A 16,348-nucleotide genomic window follows, 5' to 3' on the forward strand; every position below is an offset into this window, starting at 1 on the left:
GAAGAGGGAAATGAACGCCAAGCCGAAGGAATCCGTGATCGCCAACGCCAGGATCGTGCTGGCCGACCGGGTGATCGAGCAGGGCTGGCTTGCTCTTGCCGACGGACGCATTGCCGAGATCGGCGATGGGACTGCGCCCGCGGGTGCCGAGGATGCCGGCGGCGATTTGATCATGCCTGGCCTGATCGAGCTCCACACCGACCATCTCGAAGCGCATTACGTGCCGCGCCCGAAAGTGTTCTGGAATCCGGTCGCGGCCGTGATCTCCTATGACGGGCAGCTTGCCACCTCAGGCATCACCACCGTGTTCGATTCGCTCCGGGTCTGGCGCGAGGACGGCGCCGAGGAGGTCGATGGCCGCGCCGGCGTGCTCGCCGCCGCGATCACCACCGCGCGCGAGGCCAGCCTGCTGCGCGCCGACCACTTCCTGCATCTGCGCTGCGAGATCCCGATGCCGAGCGTGGTCGAGGAGGCCAAGGAGCTGATCGACCGCCCCGACGTCAAGCTGATGTCGCTGATGGACCACACGCCCGGCCAGCGCCAGTTCCGCGACGAGGTCAAGCTGCGCGATTATTATCGCGGCAAGGGCGGCGGCAAGACCGACGCCGAGCTCGACGAGCTGTTCGCGAAGCGCTTCGAATATCAGAGGCTCTATGCTGCGGCCAACATGCGCGAGATCGTGGCGCTGGCGCATGAGTACAAAATTCCGCTCGCGAGCCACGACGACACCACCGAGGAGAACGTCGCGGACGCGCTGCGCGATGGCGTTTCGGTGGCAGAGTTTCCGACCACGCTGGAGGCCGCACGCGCCCTGCATCAGGCCGGCATCGGCATCCTGATGGGCGCGCCCAACGTCGTGCGCGGCGGCTCGCATTCCGGCAATATCGCCGCGGTCGATCTCGCCCGCGAAGGCCTGCTCGACATCCTGTCGTCGGACTACATTCCGTCGAGCCTGCTGATGGCCGCGCTGCAGCTGCCCGAGCACGTGCCTGCGATCAGCCTTCCGGCGGCGGTTCAGACCGTGACCAGGGCGCCCGCCCAGGCCGTCGGCCTCACCGACCGCGGCGAGGTCGCGACCGGCAAGCGCGCCGACCTGATCCGCGTGCACATCGCGGGCACCGTTCCCGTGGTCCGCAGCGTCTGGCGCGAAGGACACCGCGTCGCATGAGCGAGACGGCGGTCATGGCGCAGGACGAGGCGGGCGCGATTGGCCCCGGCCGTCTCGTGCTCGTGGTCGGCCCGAGCGGCGCCGGCAAGGACACGTTGCTGCGGCTCGCGCAGGCGGCCTGCAGCGACGATCCCAATACCGTCTTCCCGCGCCGCATCGTGACGCGCGCCTCCTCCGCCGACGAGGACAATGTCGCGGTGAGCCCCGACGAATTCCGCCGCTCGCGCGAGCACGGCGACTTCGCCGTGCACTGGGAGGCGCATGGACATTCTTACGCCTTGCCGAGCGACATCAACGACGACATCCGTGCCGGCCGTGCGGTCGTCGCCAACGTCTCGCGCACCGTGATTGCCGCGTTGCGTCACGCCTATGCCAATGTCGTGGTGGTCGCGATCACAGCGCCGCCGGAGGTGCTGGCGCAGCGGCTTGCGGCGCGCGCTCGGCAAAGCGACGGCAACATCGCGGAGCGGCTGTCGCGCAGCGTCGATGACGCGTCGGCGCACGCCGATATCACCATCGTCAATGCCGGCAGCGCGGAGCATCACAGCCGCCAGCTCGTAAGCGTGATCAGGAATGAAGGCCGGCAGGAGTAGCTGTCGGTACAACAAGGAGAGAGCGGAATGACGGTGATCGAAACGGTCGAGCAGCTTGAAGCCATCTACGGCGCCACCAACGACGCCTCGACCGTGAAAGTCGCCGACCACGTCACCCCGCTCTACCGCGTATTCATCGAGAAGGCGCCGTTTGCCGCGCTCGCCACCATCGGGCCGGAGGGCATCGACTGCTCGCCGCGCGGCGATCTTCCCGGCTTCGTCCGCATCCACGATCCCAAGACGCTGATGCTGCCGGACCGCCGCGGCAACAACCGCGTCGATTCCCTGCGCAACATCGTGCGCGACCCCAGGGTGTCGCTGATGTTCCTGATCCCGGGTTCGGGCAATGCGGTGCGGGCCAACGGCCGCGCGCATCTCTCGGTCGATCCAGGCTTGCTCGACTCGTTCAAGGTCGAGGGCAAGGCGCCGCGCAGCGTGATGGTGATGAACGTGGACGAGATCTACTTCCAGTGCGCCCGCGCCATCGTCCGCTCCGACCTCTGGAACCCCGACAAGCGCGTCGACCCCAAGACGCTGCCGACGCCGGGCCAGATCCTCGCCGAGATGAGCCAGAACAAGGTCGGCGGCGCGGAGTACGACCGCATCTGGCCGGAGCGCGCGGCGGCCACGATGTGGTGAGCCAACACTCTCTCGTCTCCCTCGCCCCGCTCTTGCGGGGAGAGGGCGGGGTGAGGGGCCCTCTCCGAGCGCTCGATCGTTGTGAGACCTGTACCCCCTCACCCGGATCGCGCCGGACGATGCTTCGCATCGCCGGGGGCGATCCGACCTCTCCCCGCAGGCGGGGAGAGGTGAAGGAAGTGAGCGACCATCTTTCCGCGAGTCCAATATCGTAGGGTGGGCAAAGGCGCACTTGCGCCGTGCCCACGCATTCTCGCCAATCACACGCAAATCGTGGGCACGCTTCGCTTTGCCCACCCTACGGCACTGCGCCTCTGGCGATCGTCAAGCCCGGCCATGACGGCGTGTATGCCCTCTAATTAAACGCCATGCCGCCGCTTAGCGCGACGGTCTGGCCGGTCATGTAGGCGTTGTCCACCAGCAGCATCACGGCTTTCGCCACCTCGTCCGCCGTGCCGAAGCGGCCGAGCGGGATGCGGCTGATGAGCTGGGGCTGGCCGCTCATCATGTCGGTTTCGATCAGCGACGGCGCCACCGCGTTGACGGTGATGCCGTCCTTCACCAGCTGCGCCGCATAGCCTCGCGTCAATCCCTCCATGCCGGCCTTGGATGCATTGTAGTGCGGTCCGATCGAACCGGCACCGCGCGCCGCGCCCGAGGAGATGTTGACGATGCGGCCCCATTTCCGCGCGCGCATCGACGGCAGCACCGCCTGCGTACACAGGAAGACCGATTTCAGGTTGACCAGGATGGTGCGGTCGAAATCCTCCTCGCTCAAATCGTCGATCCCCCGCGTGATCGCGATGCCGGCATTGTTGACGAGGATGTCGATCGGCCCGAGCCCGGCCGTGACGCGCTCGACCATGCCGGCCACGGCCTCGGCTTTCGAGACGTCGGCGGCAACCACGATGGCGCGGCCGCCCTGCTTGACGATCTCGCCTGCAAGCTGCTCGGCCTGGCCAATCTGCTCGCGGCAGTTGATCGCCACCGCCGCGCCTGATGCGGCCAGCGCGCGACAGACGGCTGCGCCAATTCCGCGCGAGCCGCCGGTCACCAGCGCAGTGCGCCCTTTCAGATCGTTCGCCATCTCTGCACCTCCCGATTCTTCTGTTTTGTGGCTGCGAAAATCGTATCACACCGGCCGCGCGCAGGCGTTGAACTCATCGCGAGATGAATCCGGCTGCCCGTGCTTGCCGCGGGAGAAGCGGCCCGGCGTGCGGCCTTCAAATATGGATAGCCATTTCATTGACCAATCGGGCCAAGCGCTCGATAGTCGGAGCATCCAAACTGCTCCTCAGGCCCAAGCCGCACCATGAGAACCGATCACCAGCGCAATCAGAACGACATGCAGGCATGCATGACGCGGCGCTGTTTCTCGGCGGCAACGGGCGCCTGTTGTTGTTGCTGATCATCTCCTAGCAGCACCTCATATCAAAAATCCACGACAGGAACGCCGAGTTTCGGCGAACGAGCAGCCATGTCCCAGACCCAGTCGAACGCCTACATCATCGAGATCCACGACCGCGCCGCCGGCATCATCACGAGAGATGAGCGCGGCTTCCGCTTCTTCTCCTCCGAGCGCCTGTTCGACAGCCTCGAAGGCCGCCAGTTCCGCTCCGCGCGCGAGGCCGAGCGCGCCGCCCGCGCCGTGTTCTCCGAACGCAGCCGCCGCGCGAGCTCGCAACTCTTCGCCAACTGACCCCACCGAAAGGCTACGTCATGATCACCCGACGACACATTCTGGCAACGACCCTGTTGCTTGCGACGGCCCTCGCGGCTCCCGCTCACGCCGAGGACAAGCCGGCGGAAATCCGCATCGGCACGCAGAAGGGCGGCTTCTTCCCAGCCGTGCGTCAACGGCAGACGCTCGAGAACGCCTTCAAGCCGCTCGGCATCGAGATCAAATGGGTCGATTTCCAGTTCGGTCCGCCGCTGCTGGAGGCCATCAATGTCGGCAGCGTCGATTTCGGCTATGTCGGCGACTCCCCGCCGATCTTCGCGCAGGCCGGCGGCGCCAAGATCCGCTACGTCGCGGCGGTGAAGTCCGAAGGCGACAACCAGGCGATCATCGTGCCGAAGGATTCGTCCATCAAGTCGCTCGCCGATCTCAAGGGCAAGCGTGTCGCCTTCGGCAAGGGATCGAGTGCGCATAATCTCCTCGTCGCGGCGCTCGAAAAGGCCGGCCTGTCCTGGCCCGACATCACGCCGGCGCCGCTTGCGCCGGCCGATGCGACGGCCGCCTTCGTCAAGGGCTCGGTCGACGCCTGGTCGATCTGGGATCCGTATCTCGCGCTCGCCGAGTTGAAGGAGAACGCGCGGGTCCTCGCCTTCGACAAGGACGTCCATAAGCCAAATGCCTTCTACATCGCCAACACGGATTTCGTGGAGAAATATCCGTCGCTGGTCGCCAGGCTGAACACGACGTTTGCGTCCGAAGGCAAGTGGGCGGAAGCACATCACGAGGAGGTCGCGAAGGCCCAGTCCGAAGCGACCGGTGTCGACATCGAAGCCGTCAGGCGCTTCGTCAATCGCTCCAGCTATAGCGTGGTTCCGCTCGACGCCGAGGTGATCAAAACCCAGCAGGCGGTCGCCGATCGTTTTGCAAAGCTCGGCCTGATCCCGAAGCCGGTCAACGTCTCCGACATCGTCTGGAAATGGACGCCGGGGTCCTGAGGCAAACGAGATGTCGTCATGCCCGGGCTTATCCCGGGCATCCACGTTCTCACTTCCGTGCGGCCAGGCGTGGATGGCCGGGACAAGCCCGGCCATGACGCCAGTGGCACGATCTCTGTCCAAACTTTCAAGTCGGATACGACTCAGCCTGTCAGCGCGGCCAGCAGCTCGTCCGGCCGCTCGGCCATGATCATGTGGCCGGCACCCGGCACCACGACGGTCTTCGCATGCGGGATCGCGGCGGCAAGCGCCTTGCCGGCCTTGGCAGGTGTCATCATGTCCCGCTCGCCGAGGATCAGCGTCGTCGGCACCTTCACGCTTCCCGCGGCGGCAAGCGCATTCGTATAGGAATTGCAGGCCGACAAATCCCTGAACAGCACGCCCGGCTCGCACGCCTTCAGCACCGACTGCGCGCCGCCATGCATCCACAGGCCCGGCGCGAGGCTGCCGCCGAGCTCGGCGTTGAAGCCGAGGCCCCAGATCGAGACCATGTCGTTGGCATCCTGCGAATTGGCCTCCGCGGCCTTCAGCAGATCGGGGCCGACCGTCATGGTCGCGGCGGTGCCGATCAGGCTCAGCGCGGAGACCTTGTCGGGGTGCCGCGCCGCGGTTTCCAGCGAGATCAGCGATCCCATGGAGTGACCGATCAGGTGCGCCTTCGCGACGCCGGCCGCATCGATCAGTGCGGCCGTCCAGTCGGCCATCTCGGCGATGGTCGAGAGCGAGGGGCCGGCCGTGCGGCCGTGGCCGGGCAGGTCGGGCGCGAGAACGGAGAAACCATGATGCGCGAACCAGCGCGTATGCAGCGCCCAGGTCGAACGGTCGAAGCCGGCGCCGTGGATGAAGACGACCGCGGGCAGGGACTTGTCGAAGTCGCGGCCGCCGGTTGCGACAAACACATCTTTGCCGTTGACGGAAAGCATCATGGTGTCAGGCCTTTTGCGAGATGCGCAGCGCTTGGTTGAGATCGTCGATGATGTCGGAGGCGGTTTCGATGCCGACCGACAGCCGCACCAGCTCCTCGCCGATGCCGGCGGCCTTGAGCTGCGCGGCGTCCATCTGCTGATGCGTGGTCGAGGCCGGGTGGATCACCAGCGTCTTGGCATCGCCGACATTGGCGAGATGGCTGATCATGCGTAGCGACTCGATGAATTTGCGCCCGGCGGGCCGGCCGCCCTTGATGCCGAAGGAGACGATCGAGCCGGCGCCGCGCGGCAGCAGCGTCTTGGCGAGCTGATAGTCCGCGTGGTCCTCGAGCGAGGGATGCAGCACCCAGTCCACGGCCTTGTTCGACTTCAGCGCCTCCAGCACCAGATGCGTGTTCTGCATATGCCGGTCCATGCGAACGCCGAGCGTCTCGACGCCTTGCAGCAGCTGGAACGCGTTGGTCGGCGACAGGCAGGCGCCGAAATCGCGCAGGCCCTCGGTGCGGGCGCGCATGATGAAGGCCGCGGTACCGAACTGCTCGTCGAAGACGATGCCGTGATAGCCGCCATAGGGCTCGGTCAGCACGCCGAACTTGCCCGATGCGCGCCAATCGAAGTTTCCGCCGTCGACGATGGCGCCGCCGATCGCGATGCCGTGGCCGCCGATCCATTTGGTTGCCGAATGCATGACGATGTCGGCCCCTAACTCGATGGGACGGCTGAGATAGGGCGTGGCAAAGGTGTTGTCGATCAGCAGCGGAATCTTCGCGTCGTGCGCGATCTGCGCGACCTTGGGGATGTCGAGGACTTCCAGTCCGGGATTGCCGATGGTCTCGCCGATCACGAGCTTGGTGTTCGGCTTGATGGCGCCGCGGAACGCGTCGAGATCGCGCGGCTTCACGAAGGTCGTGGTGATGCCGAAGCGCGGCAGCGTGTGCGCCAACAAATTGATGGTGCCGCCATAGAGCGAGCTCGAGGCCACGATGTGGTCGCCGGCATTGAGCAGCGTGGCGATGGCCAGGTGCAGCGCGGCCATGCCGCTCGCGGTGCAGATCGCGCCGACGCCGCCTTCGAGTGCCGCGAGCCGCTCCTCGAGCACGCCCGTGGTCGGGTTGGAGATGCGCGTGTAGATGTGCCCGGCGCGCTCCAAATTGAACAGCGCGGCGGCGTGGTCGGAATCCTGGAACACGTAGGACGTGGTCTGGTAGATCGGCACCGCGCGGGCGCCGGTCGTGGGATCCGGATGCTGGCCCGCATGCAGGCTCAGGGTTTCGAAGGCAGGCGGTTTAGGTGCGGGCATGCGTGGCCTCGTTGGTCGGTCGGCGAGGCGGTCGTTGTGCCACAAAATAGCGCGGGAAGTCAGCCCATTGACAGCGGTGGTGCGCTCCCTCGCCCCGCTTGCGGCCGGCCGCATGATGAGCCTGGCGGGGCCTGAGCGAGCGCCTCGTCCGTCGAGACGACCGCTTCCAGCGGTCTCCCAGGATGAGGCTGGGCGGCAGCTTTGCGTGTGAAAATGCTACCACGCACTCAGTCCTCATCCTGAGGAGCCCGCAAAGCGGGCGTCTCGAAGGTTGGCCGCATGCGAGCTTCGCGCCGCAAGTGGGGAGCGGCGAAAGCTACCCCCCGATCGCCTGCTCGATGATCCGCGCCTCCCGCAGCAGGATCTCGACGACTTCCTGCTCGCGGCGGGGGCCGAGCCTCGTTCGAACGGCGGAGACGGTCATGGCCGCTGCGGGCCGTCCGTCCGGCGTCTTGATCCAGGTCGAGATCGACTTCGTGCCCTGCACGAGGCCGATCTCTCGCATGCCGTATCCCAGCCGCCTGGCTGCGGTGATCTCGCCCATCACGGTCGCAACGTCGGTCCGGTAGGATTCGAAGCGCTTCTCGTTGGCTGCGACGATTTTTCGCGCGTCCTGCGCCGGCATGGCGGCGAGGATGGCGACGCCCGCGCTGGAGACGCCGAGCGGTCGGCGCGCACCGACCTCGATCGACAGCACCTGGATCGGATAGACGCCGATCCTGCGGTCGACGCACAGCGTGTCGTTGCCGGTGCGCACCGTCAGGAACAGCGTGTCGCCGATCTCGGCGGAGGCGCGGCGCAGCGACGGATTTGCCGCAACCAGCAGCCGCGACGGCCGCGGTCGTGCCAGCGCGAGTTCCGGCACCTGGTTGCCGATCGCGTAGCGGCCGGTACGCTCGTGCCGTTCGACGATGCCTTCCTCGATCAGCACGTGCACGATGCGATGCACGGTCGGACGGGTGAGGCCGGTCGTGCGCACCACCTCGGCCAATGGCACACCGTCCTCGCGGCCTGCGGCAAGAATGCGCAGCACCGCGAGCGCGCGCCGGATCGCCTGCGCGCCTTGTCGCGGTTCCATCGCATTGCGGGCCAATCTGGTTCTGTCCATAATATGGACGAGAACGCCACAATTCTCTCGACAGGTAAAGTGCGCATCTGGAGATTGCGCCGCGATCGGGATGCCGTGCGCGACGTCATCGGCACCCGGTATGGAATTGGAAGGGCTGCTGGGAGGTTAACATGAGATTAATCTGGATTGCCATCGCTGTCGCAACTGCGATGCTGGCGGGCCCCGCGTCGGGCCAGCAATGGCCGGCGCGCAACGTCAAGCTGATCGTGCCTTATCCCGCGGGCGGCAATGTCGACAGCGCCGCGCGCATCGTCGCCGACAAGCTGCAAGAGAAGCTCGGCCAGCCCTTCATCATCGAGAACAAGGCCGGCGCCGGCGGCATGATCGCGGGCGAGGCCTTCGCGAAGTCCGCGCCCGACGGCTACACGCTGTTCGTCGGCGCCAACGGCCCGGTGCTGTTCGCGACCGAGATCAACAAGCGCGACGCCTATAACTGGAAGAAGGACTTCCTGCCGATCTCGACCATCTCGATGACGCCGCTGGTGCTCGAGGTGCATCCCTCGGTGCAGGCCAACAATTTCAAGGAATTCATCGACCTCGCCAAGCGCGAGCCCGGCAAGCTGACCATGGCTTCGCCCGGTCCCGGCACCACCAACCATCTTCTCAGCGAGCTGATGCAGTCGAACCTCGACCTGCAATGGGTCACCGCGCACTACCGCGGCAATGCGCCGGCGATCAACGATCTGCTCGGCGGCCAGGTGCAGTTCGCATTCGACCAACTCACGGTCAGCCTCCAGCACATCAAGGCCGGCCTGTTCCGCGCGCTCGCGGTGACCAGCCCGCATCGCCTGAAGTCGCTGCCCGACGTGCCGACCTTCGCCGAGCTCGGCTACAAGGATTTCGACGGCCAGACCTTTACCGGCCTGTTCGCCCCCGCGGGCACGCCGGCGCCGATCGTGGAGAAGCTGCACGAAGCACTGGTCGCGATCCTGAAGGACCCCGGCGTGGTCGACAAGTTCGAAAAACTCGGCGGCGAAGCCACGCCGATGACGCCGGACGAGTTCAGGGCCTATCTCGAGCGCGAGGACGCCAAGTGGATTCCGGTCGTCCGCAAGGCCAACATCAAGGCTGACTGATCGCATGCGGATCGATCCCACCGAGCTTGGCGCGGAGCGCATCTACCGCCTGATGACCGGCATCGTGGTGCCGCGCCCGATCGCGTGGGTCACCAGCCTGTCGAGCAAGGGCGTGCTCAACCTCGCCCCGTTCAGCGCCTTCACCTTCGTCTCGCAGAAGCCGCCGATGCTCGCCATCAGCGTCGGCCGCAAGGGCGCCGACTACAAGGACACCGCGCACAACATCCTCGACACCGAGGAATATGTGATCCACATCGCCGATACCCCGCTGATGCAGGCCTTGCACGACAGCTCCGTCGAGCATCCGCCCGAGATCAGCGAGGTCGAGCATCTCGGCCTGGAGACGATCCAGAGCGAGCGCATCAAGGTGCCGCGCCTTGCCGCCGCGCCCGTGGCGATGGAATGCCGCTTCCGGCAATGCCTCGAATTCGGCGACGCCAAGAGCCGGCTCATCGTCGGTGAGGTCGTGATGTTCCATCTGCGCGACGGCCTCGTCAACGACGGCAAGGTCGAGACCAAGGCGCTCGACCCGATCGCCCGCATCGGCGGGCCGCGTTACGCCCGCCTCGGCGAGATCGTGACGCTGAACACCGTGTTCCAGACGCCCAAATCGAAAGACTGAGCGCGGGCCGGCCGATCCGCCCAGCCGCCTCAAGATCATCGGAGGAAATCACAATGCGACTCCTGAGCTATCTCCTGGACGGCGAGGCGCGCTATGGCGCGGCCGTGGACGGCGGCGTGGTCGATCTGACCCGGCGTATCGGCCGCGACTATTCGGACGTGAAGGCGCTGATCGCGGCCAATGCGCTCGCCGACGCGCAGGAAGCCGTCGCCGGACAGAAGCCGGACCATGCGCTGGACAAGCTCGTCCTGCTGCCGCCGGTGCTGGCGCCGGAAAAGCTCTGGTGCATCGGCGTCAACTACGCCGAGCGCAACGCCGAATACAAGGACAACTCGGACCTGCCCAAATATCCGAGCCTGTTCGTCCGCAGCATGTCCTCGATGACGGGCTCCGGCCAGACGCTGGAAAAACCTCACGTGTCCGAGCAGCTCGACTATGAAGGCGAACTCGTCATCGTGATCGGGCAGGGCGGCCGGCACATCAAGCGCGAGCAGGCGTGGTCGCATATCTTCGGCATGACGCTGTGCAACGAGGGCACGATCCGCGACTGGCTGCGCCACGGCAAGTTCAACGTCACGCAGGGCAAGAATTTCGATCGCTCCGGCAGCATCGGTCCCTGGATCGTCACCGCGGAAGAGCTCGATCCGCGCGGGCCGCACGACATCATCACCCGCGTCAACGGCGAGGTGCGGCAGCAGGACACGACCGAACGGCTGATGTTCCCGTTCGACTATCTGATCTCCTATCTCTCGACTTTCGCCACGTTGAAGCCCGGCGACATGATCGTGACGGGCACGCCGACCGGGGCGGGGGTTCGCTTCGATCCGCCGCGCTGGCTGAAGGTCGGCGACGTCGTCGAGGTCGAGTCCAGCCGCATCGGCGTGCTCAGAAACACCGTCGCCGCGGAGCAGTAGACCATGCTGGACGCTGCCACGATCGAACGCCTTGCCGCGCGCCTCGACGAGGCCGAGCGCACCAAGACGCTGATCAACATGTTCACGAAGGACTATCCCGATTTCAGCATCGAGGATGCCTATGCCATCCAGCGCGCCTGGACCAGGCTCCAGCTCGGCCGCGGCCGGATCATCAAGGGGCACAAGATCGGCCTGACCTCGAAGGCGATGCAGAACGCGGTCGGCATCAACGAGCCCGATTACGGCGTGCTGTTCGCCGACATGTTCTATGCCGACGCCCAGCCGATCCCGTTCGACCGCTTTCATGCGCCGCGCATCGAGGTCGAACTCGCCTTCGTGCTGAAGGCGCCGCTGCGCGGGCCCGGCTGCACCATCTTCGACGTGCTCAACGCCACCGACTACGTCACGCCGGCGCTGGAGATCCTGGAGACGCGCATGCACCGCATCGACCCCGAGACGGGCAAGACGCGAAAAGTCATGGACACCATCTCGGACAACGCGGCCAATGCCGCGCTGGTGCTCGGCGGCCGGCCGATCCGCCCGATGGATGCGGATCTGCGCTGGATCGGCGCGCTTCTGTTCCGCAACGGCGAGGTCGAGGAGACCGGGCTTGCCGCCGGCGTGCTCAACCATCCGGCCAACGGCATCGCCTGGCTCGCCAACCGCCTCGCGCCGCATGACGAATATCTCGCTGCCGGCGAGGTGGTGCTGGCGGGATCGTTCACGCGTCCGGTCGACATCCGTCGCGGCGACACCTTCCATGCCGACTACGGCGCCTTCGGCTCGGTGTCCTGCCAGTTCGTCTGAACCAATAACAAGAGGAAGCGCATCATGACCGGTCAATCGCGGCGCAAGAGCATCCACATCGGCGGCTTCAAGCACGTCAATCCGATTCCGAACGCCTGCCGCATCGGCAATCTCGTGATGTCCGGCGTGATCCTCGGCCGCGACCCAGCGACCAATGCGATGCCGGAGAGTCTCGACGCGCAATGCGCCAACATGTTCGCGCATATGAAGGCGACGGTGGAGGCCGCCGGCGGCACCACGGACGATATCATCAAGATGACGGTGTGGCTGAAGGACCGCACGCAGCGCGGGCCCGTCAATGTCGAGTGGCTGAAGATGTTTCCGGACGAGCATTCGCGCCCGGCGCGCCACGCGCTGCCGATGGACAACATGGATGGCGGCGCGCTGGTGCAGTGCGACTTCACCGCCGTGATCGACTGAGGAGTTTTGCGCATGCCGACCTATCTGCCGTTCGATCCCAATCCGCGCCGCCCGAGCAAGGCGCCGCCGCCCAAGACCATCGACAGCCAGTTTCACGTGCTCGGGCCCATCGAGAAATATCCGGAGCGTCCCGGCGCCGCCTACCGGATGCCGAGCGCGACCTGGGAAGCAGCGCTGCGCATGCACAAGACACTCGGCATCGAGCGCGGCATCATCGTGCAGACCACGACCTACGGCGCCGACCATGCCGTCGTGCTCGACGGCCTCGCCGCGATGGGCCCGAACTATCGCGGCTGCGCCAACGCGCTGGTGTTCGCCGAAGCGAGCGACTCCTATCTGTCCAAGCTGCATGATGCCGGCGTGCGCGGCGCGCGTTTCAGCTTCCGCCAGGAGCTCGGCGCCGTGTTGTCGGATGCCGATTTCGCCCGCGCCATCGCCCGCATCCGCGAGCTCGGCTGGTACGTCAAGATCCAGCCGGAGAAGGACGGCATCGTCTCCAGCGTCGCCAAGTACGAGAACCTCGACGTGCCCGTGCTGATCGACCACATGGCGCGTCCCTTGCCCTCGAACGGCAAGGACGATCCCAACCTGCGCAAGATGCTCGAGCTGCTCAAGAAGGGCAATTTCTGGGTCATGCTGTCGCTCGGAGAGAAGACCTCGCAGACCGGCGCGCCTTACGACGACGTGATCCCGATCGCGCGCGCCTATATCGAAGCGGCCCCCGATCGCTGCGTCTGGGCCAGCGACTGGCCGCACCCGGTCTCCGTCAAGCAGCCGCCAAATGACGCCGATCTGCTCGAGCTGATGTACCGCTATGTCGCGGATGAGGCCGAGCTGAAGAAGATTCTGGTGAGCAATCCGGCAAAGCTGTTCGGCTATCCGGACTGAGCGGTTCGGCGATCACGCGCGTTCTCTTGTGCCGGCCTTGCGTCCGACGACGCGGCCGGCACGCTCATTTTGCCGGCATCTCCGTATTAATCCCGAGGTAAGACACGCGGCGCATTCGCGGCGTAAATGAGTTCCTTAAGAAATTTGCTCTAATTCTAGGCATTCCCACCTCGTGATGGCAGCCGCCCTGTTTTTCGAGCGCGGCGCCCAACAACACCGAAGAGGCAGAATGCCAGCTCTCAAGAAGCTGTTTTCCCTTCGTTCGATCGGCGCCAAGCTCGCTCTCATGACCATGGTCGCCGCCCTCTGCATGGCGCTGGTCGCCTCGACCGTGCTGTGGATCGCCCGGGGCCAGCTCGTCACCGAGCGTGTCGAGAAGGCGCATGCCGCCGTCGACATCGTCTGGAACCTCGCCGATGGCTATTACAAGGCGTACAAGGCCGGCCAGATGAGCGAGGAGGAGGCTAAGAAGCGCTTCCTCGAAGCCAATAATTACGTCTGGTACGAAGACCGCACCAACTACGCCTATATCTACGACTACGAGACCGGGCTCTGCGTCTCCAATCCCGGCATTCCGCAATTCGTCGGCAAGGACATGCGTCCGAACAAGGACGCCAACGGCATGCTGTTCGCCGTCGCGCTGATGGACATCGCCAAGAAGGGCCAGGGCACTCTGCGTTATTCGTTCCGCCGCAGTGGTAACGACGCGACGCCGCTCGACAAGGTCGCCTTCACGCGCGGCTTTGCCCCGTGGAAGCTGATGATCGGCTCGGCCGAATACATGTCGGAGGTCGACAACTCCTTCTGGTCGATGGTGCAGACCGCCTCGATGGTCATTGCGGTGCTGATGCTGATCTCGATCGCGATCGCCTGGGCCGTCGGCCGCAGCGTGGTCAAGCCTCTGACCAGCCTGAAGGAGCGCATGGCCTCGCTCAGCGAAGGCCAGCTCGATGCGCCCGTCGCACATGCCGACCGGCAGGACGAAATTGGCGAGATGGCGCGCACCGTCCAGGTGTTTCGCGATGCCATGATCGAGACCAGCCGCCTGCGCGAGGAGCAGGCCGTCGCCGAACAGCGCCAGATCGAGGCGCGCAAGGTCGACATGAGCCGGCTCGCCGATCAGTTCGAGCGCGAGGTCGGCGAGATCATCGAGCTCGTCTCGGTCGCCGCCGGGCAGCTCGAAACGTCGTCGACCACGCTGTCGAAGACCGCCGACACCGTCGCGCAGGTCTCGAACCGGGCCTCGAACGCGTCGGGCGAGGCCTCGTCTAACGTGCATTCGGTGGCCGCCGCGAGCGAGGAGCTTGCCTCCTCCATCGGCGAGATCAGCCGTCAGGTCGAGACCTCGGCGCGGATCGCCGGCGAAGCCGTCAGCCAGGCGCAGAAGACCGATTCGCGCATCAGCGAGCTGTCGCAGGCCGCAGGCCGGATCGGTGACGTCGTCGATCTGATCCAGACCATCGCCGGCCAGACCAACCTGCTGGCGCTCAACGCCACCATCGAGGCGGCGCGTGCGGGCGATGCCGGCCGCGGCTTTGCCGTGGTCGCGTCCGAGGTGAAGTCGCTGGCCGAGCAGACCGCGAAAGCGACCGACGAGATCGGCCAGCAGATCGCCGACATCCAGTCGGCGACGCGCGACTCGGTGACGGCGATCAAGGAGATCGGCGCCACGATCGGGCGCATCTCGGAAATCGCCGCCGCGATCTCCACCTCGGTCGAGCAGCAGGGCTCGGCGACGCAGGAGATCTCCCGCAACGTGCAGCGCGCGGCCACGGGCACCTCGCAGGTCGAGGCCAGCATCGCCGACGTCCAGCGCGGTGCGTCCGAGACCGGCGGCGCCTCCGCGCAGGTGCAGTCCGCCGCGCAATCGCTCGCCACCGAAAGCGCACGCCTGAAGCGCGGCGTTGCCGGCTTCATGAACTCGATCCGGGCGGCGTAAGCGACGCTCGGAAATAAAGCGTCATGGCCGGGCTTGTCCCGGCCATCCACGCCTTGCGACTCGGCACAAAGAACGTGGATGCCCGGGACAGGCCCGGGCATGACGACCTTTGGTGAAGGTTCGACGTACTTCGCTTACACCACCGGTCGCTTCGCCAGCCGATCCCGCACCTCGGCGGCGATCTCGAACGAACGCAGCCGCGCGGCGTGGTCGTAGATCTGTCCCGTGGTCATCAGCTCGTCTGCGCCGGTGTCCGCGATCAGCGCCCTGAGCCTCTCTTCGACCATGTCAGGCGTGCCGACCGCGGTGCAGGACAGCGACTGGCCGACCATGGACTTCTCGGCCGGCGACCACAGCGCGTCCATGTCGTCGACCGGCGGCGGCAGCGGTCCCGGCGTGCCGCGGCGCAAATTGATGAACTGCTGCTGCAGCGAGGTGAACATGCGCTGTGCCTCGGCATCGCTGTCCGCCGCGAACACGTTGACGCCGACCATCGCATAGGGCTTGTCGAGCTGCGCCGAGGGCTCGAAGCGCGCGCGGTACTCGCGCAGCGCCGGCATCATCATCTGCGGCGCGAAATGCGAGGCGAAGGCAAACGGCAGGCCGAGCATCGCGGCCAGCTGCGCGCCAAACGTGCTCGATCCCAGGATCCACAGCGGCACCTTCGTCCCCATGCCGGGCACGGCGCGGATCGCCTGGTTCGGTTGCACGTCGCCGAGCAGCGCCTGCAATTCCAGCACGTCATGCGGAAAATTCTCGGACGTGGTGGCGAGGTCGCGCCGCAGCGCCCGCGCGGTGAACTGGTCGGTGCCCGGCGCGCGGCCAAGCCCGAGATCGATCCGCCCGGGAAAGAGCGATTCCAGCGTGCCGAACTGCTCGGCGATGACCAACGGCGAATGGTTCGGCAGCATGATCCCGCCGGAGCCGACGCGGATCGTCTTCGTGCCGCCCGCGACATGGGCGATCACCACGGAGGTCGCCGCGCTCGCGATCCCCGTCATGTTGTGGTGCTCGGCCAGCCAGAACCGCTTGAAACCCCATGTCTCCGCATGCTGGGCCAGATCGAGCGAATTGCGGAACGCCTGAGCTGCGTCGCCACCCTGACGGATGGGCGCGAGGTCGAGCACGGAGAAGGGGATCATGCGAGGTACCGGTGAGGAGCGCAACGCGCCGGGGCTGCGTATGTAATGACGTCCGGCCCGAAATGTTAGCGCCGCAGTGGGGACGGGACACCGGCGCAACGATGCCATTCGA

General features: G+C 66.0%; 17 protein-coding genes. 12 read left to right on the forward strand and 5 right to left on the reverse strand.

What is annotated here, in order from left to right; all coding sequences use genetic code 11:
* Positions 1 to 10: 10 nt before the first annotated feature.
* Genes A7X65_RS33495 through A7X65_RS33505 form a run of 3 tightly spaced genes read left to right on the forward strand, consistent with a single transcriptional unit; the run spans position 11 to position 2,400 of the window.
* Positions 11 to 1,168 (forward strand): alpha-D-ribose 1-methylphosphonate 5-triphosphate diphosphatase, encoded by a 1,158-nt coding sequence (locus A7X65_RS33495; protein WP_063693407.1) that lies wholly within the window; start codon positions 11 to 13, stop codon positions 1,166 to 1,168.
* Entirely contained in the window at positions 1,165 to 1,761 is a 597-nt protein-coding gene (gene phnN / locus A7X65_RS33500; RefSeq protein ID WP_063693410.1) for a phosphonate metabolism protein/1,5-bisphosphokinase (PRPP-forming) PhnN, read from the forward strand. Before A7X65_RS33495 ends, phnN begins: the two co-directional genes overlap by 4 nt.
* A gap of 27 nt (positions 1,762 to 1,788) precedes the next feature.
* Entirely contained in the window at positions 1,789 to 2,400 is a 612-nt protein-coding gene (locus A7X65_RS33505) for a pyridoxamine 5'-phosphate oxidase family protein (protein ID WP_063693413.1), read from the forward strand.
* Between the two features lie 355 nt (positions 2,401 to 2,755).
* On the opposite strand, the gene A7X65_RS33510 is transcribed toward A7X65_RS33505, so the two are convergent.
* Positions 2,756 to 3,487 (reverse strand): SDR family NAD(P)-dependent oxidoreductase, encoded by a 732-nt coding sequence (locus tag A7X65_RS33510; protein ID WP_063693417.1) that lies wholly within the window; start codon positions 3,485 to 3,487, stop codon positions 2,756 to 2,758.
* Between the two features lie 390 nt (positions 3,488 to 3,877).
* Here A7X65_RS33510 and A7X65_RS33515 point away from each other — a divergent pair, with 390 nt between their 5' ends.
* Positions 3,878 to 4,099: a hypothetical protein gene (locus A7X65_RS33515; protein WP_063693420.1), complete on the forward strand. Its 222-nt coding sequence runs from the start codon at positions 3,878 to 3,880 to the stop codon at positions 4,097 to 4,099.
* A 20-nt stretch (positions 4,100 to 4,119) separates the two neighbouring features.
* Positions 4,120 to 5,073 (forward strand): sulfonate ABC transporter substrate-binding protein, encoded by a 954-nt coding sequence (locus A7X65_RS33520; protein ID WP_156528350.1) that lies wholly within the window; start codon positions 4,120 to 4,122, stop codon positions 5,071 to 5,073.
* Between the two features lie 143 nt (positions 5,074 to 5,216).
* On the opposite strand, the gene A7X65_RS33525 is transcribed toward A7X65_RS33520, so the two are convergent.
* The 3 genes from A7X65_RS33525 to A7X65_RS33535 all read right to left on the reverse strand — a co-directional run bounded on the left by A7X65_RS33525 (position 5,217) and on the right by A7X65_RS33535 (position 8,407).
* A complete protein-coding gene (locus A7X65_RS33525; RefSeq protein ID WP_063693423.1) occupies positions 5,217 to 5,999 on the reverse strand; it encodes an alpha/beta fold hydrolase in 783 nt (260 codons plus the stop codon).
* A 4-nt stretch (positions 6,000 to 6,003) separates the two neighbouring features.
* Positions 6,004 to 7,299, reverse strand: coding sequence for an O-acetylhomoserine aminocarboxypropyltransferase (locus tag A7X65_RS33530; RefSeq protein WP_063693426.1), 1,296 nt, complete (start codon positions 7,297 to 7,299; stop codon positions 6,004 to 6,006).
* Between the two features lie 316 nt (positions 7,300 to 7,615).
* Positions 7,616 to 8,407: an IclR family transcriptional regulator gene (locus tag A7X65_RS33535; RefSeq protein ID WP_063693431.1), complete on the reverse strand. Its 792-nt coding sequence runs from the start codon at positions 8,405 to 8,407 to the stop codon at positions 7,616 to 7,618.
* Positions 8,408 to 8,538: 131 nt separating this feature from the next.
* On the opposite strand from A7X65_RS33535, the gene A7X65_RS33540 reads away from it, so the two are divergent.
* From A7X65_RS33540 to A7X65_RS33570, 7 genes are all read left to right on the forward strand, one after another.
* Positions 8,539 to 9,504 (forward strand): Bug family tripartite tricarboxylate transporter substrate binding protein, encoded by a 966-nt coding sequence (locus A7X65_RS33540; RefSeq protein WP_063693434.1) that lies wholly within the window; start codon positions 8,539 to 8,541, stop codon positions 9,502 to 9,504.
* A gap of 4 nt (positions 9,505 to 9,508) precedes the next feature.
* Entirely contained in the window at positions 9,509 to 10,126 is a 618-nt protein-coding gene (locus tag A7X65_RS33545; RefSeq protein ID WP_063693437.1) for a flavin reductase family protein, read from the forward strand.
* Between the two features lie 53 nt (positions 10,127 to 10,179).
* Positions 10,180 to 11,040 carry a fumarylacetoacetate hydrolase family protein gene (locus A7X65_RS33550; protein WP_063693440.1) on the forward strand — a complete coding sequence of 287 codons (861 nt, stop codon included), beginning with the start codon at positions 10,180 to 10,182 and terminating at the stop codon, positions 11,038 to 11,040.
* Between the two features lie 3 nt (positions 11,041 to 11,043).
* Entirely contained in the window at positions 11,044 to 11,847 is an 804-nt protein-coding gene (hpaH, locus tag A7X65_RS33555) for a 2-oxo-hept-4-ene-1,7-dioate hydratase (protein WP_063693444.1), read from the forward strand.
* A gap of 24 nt (positions 11,848 to 11,871) precedes the next feature.
* Entirely contained in the window at positions 11,872 to 12,267 is a 396-nt protein-coding gene (locus A7X65_RS33560; protein WP_063693448.1) for a RidA family protein, read from the forward strand.
* Between the two features lie 12 nt (positions 12,268 to 12,279).
* On the forward strand, positions 12,280 to 13,155 hold the full coding sequence (locus tag A7X65_RS33565) for an amidohydrolase family protein (RefSeq protein ID WP_063693451.1): 876 nt from the start codon (positions 12,280 to 12,282) through the stop codon (positions 13,153 to 13,155).
* Positions 13,156 to 13,384: 229 nt separating this feature from the next.
* Positions 13,385 to 15,094: a methyl-accepting chemotaxis protein gene (locus A7X65_RS33570; RefSeq protein WP_063693454.1), complete on the forward strand. Its 1,710-nt coding sequence runs from the start codon at positions 13,385 to 13,387 to the stop codon at positions 15,092 to 15,094.
* 134 nt (positions 15,095 to 15,228) lie between these two features.
* Here the strand turns inward: A7X65_RS33570 and A7X65_RS33575 are convergent, their stop codons facing one another.
* A complete protein-coding gene (locus tag A7X65_RS33575) occupies positions 15,229 to 16,236 on the reverse strand; it encodes an LLM class flavin-dependent oxidoreductase (RefSeq protein WP_063693457.1) in 1,008 nt (335 codons plus the stop codon).
* Positions 16,237 to 16,348 lie beyond the last annotated feature (112 nt).

Origin of the sequence: Bradyrhizobium stylosanthis (assembly GCF_001641335.1) — a bacterium.
Classification (GTDB): domain Bacteria; phylum Pseudomonadota; class Alphaproteobacteria; order Rhizobiales; family Xanthobacteraceae; genus Bradyrhizobium; species Bradyrhizobium stylosanthis.